Source organism: Tritonibacter sp. SIMBA_163 (genome assembly GCF_046535935.1).
GTDB lineage: Bacteria > Pseudomonadota > Alphaproteobacteria > Rhodobacterales > Rhodobacteraceae > Epibacterium > Epibacterium scottomollicae.
In genome coordinates this window covers 1-243 of the sequence record NZ_JAWJBP010001128.1, presented here as the reverse complement: position 1 = coordinate 243, position 243 = coordinate 1, and the positions used below count along the sequence as shown (strand labels likewise).

General features: G+C 64.6%; 1 protein-coding gene. It reads left to right on the top strand.

What is annotated here, in order from left to right; genetic code table 11:
- On the top strand, positions 1 to 243 hold a 243-nt coding region (locus tag R0J92_RS25850; RefSeq protein ID WP_411053791.1), incomplete at both ends, for an RES family NAD+ phosphorylase.

Here is a 243-nt window from a genome sequence, read left to right as displayed (position 1 = left end):
GATGACGCGGACGAACTGGCGCAACTGGCCGAGATCGAGGGCGCGACAAGCAGCCGGACGATGGCGCAGACGACGGGCATATCCGGGCTTTCCGCGCAGGAGCTGGTCTACGACGTGCCGCATGCGCATTTCATCAATGCAAGCTTCGCCTATGCCAAGCCGCACGAGCCGGGCCGCTTCAATGGAGAAAACCGTGGCGCCTGGTACGCCGCGCTCGCCGTCGAGACCTGCCTTGCGGAAATC